This is a genomic window from Streptomyces olivaceoviridis, from assembly GCF_014650115.1.
Taxonomy (GTDB): domain Bacteria; phylum Actinomycetota; class Actinomycetes; order Streptomycetales; family Streptomycetaceae; genus Streptomyces; species Streptomyces olivaceoviridis.
In genome coordinates this window covers 1-983 of sequence record NZ_BMUI01000112.1, presented here as the reverse complement: position 1 = coordinate 983, position 983 = coordinate 1, and the positions used below count along the sequence as shown (strand labels likewise).

Annotated in this window: 1 protein-coding gene; it reads left to right on the top strand. The window is 71.6% G+C overall.

Going from position 1 to position 983, the window contains the following annotated elements:
- Nucleotides 1–442: hypothetical protein (locus tag IE273_RS43130; RefSeq protein ID WP_189820554.1), on the top strand; the 442-nt coding region annotated here is incomplete at its 5' end.
- Nucleotides 443–983: the final 541 nt, after the last annotated feature.

Sequence of the window (983 nt, the reverse complement as noted above, 5' to 3'; positions counted from 1 at the left end):
GATCGCCCCGGCCACCGTTGCCGCGGCGCCCTTCGGCGGCTCGGGCAAGGGCAACGAGAGCAAGGGCAACGAGGGCAAGGGCAACGAGGGCAGGGGTTACGAGGGCCGCGACAACGAAGGCCGCGACAACGAGGACCACGACAACGAGGAGGGCCGTATCCACATCAACGAGCGGTCGTACTCCACCCGCCCGGGCGACTGCATCACCGTGGTCAGCGGCCTGGGTGCCAAGACCCTGAACATCCGCAACGACAGCCGCAAGACCGTCGAGGTCTTCCGCGGGGCGGTGTGCGACAACGGCGCTCCCGTCGCCACGGTCGGCCCCCACAGCCAGAGCGACGGCGTGCACGTGGACTGCGTCGACGGCATCCACGTCGAGGACGGAGTGGTGGGCAGCTTCCGGGTGATCAAGCGCCACGAAGAGCGCGGAGACCGGGACTAGTCCCGAGCCGCCCGCATGATGTGGCACCCCGGCCCGCCGCAATCGGGCCGGGGCGCCAGACCCGACCATTGTCCAACAAACCACGTGCCGAACGCGCCCCGCCCAAGCCGGACGCGAGACACTCCAGCCCGGCCCCACGGCCACCCCCCGGCTCTCCACCGGCCAAGCCGCCCGGTGACTCCCCCCACCACGCCCGCTGTTGACGCCTGCCCCCGCGTGACACCCCCCGGCCGGCCACCCGACCGCGGGGCACCGCCAAACGGGTGAGGAAGACCGCAGCAGCGGCCCGGCCGCGAACCGCACACCGCTGCCGCACTCCGGGCCCGCGGAACTGCCGCCGGCCCCTCTTCGCCGAGCCGGTACATCACAGACCTCCCGTACCAGGCCGCCACGCCGGCTCAGCCCCTGCCCGGCACCCCGCCGCCGGGCGCGGCACCCACGACAGCAAGGGGCATCCCCATCCATGACACTCCGGGGTAAGCAACATGAGTATTCGCCTGGTGGAGGACGCGAGCGATGACCACTACATCCTGGACATCCT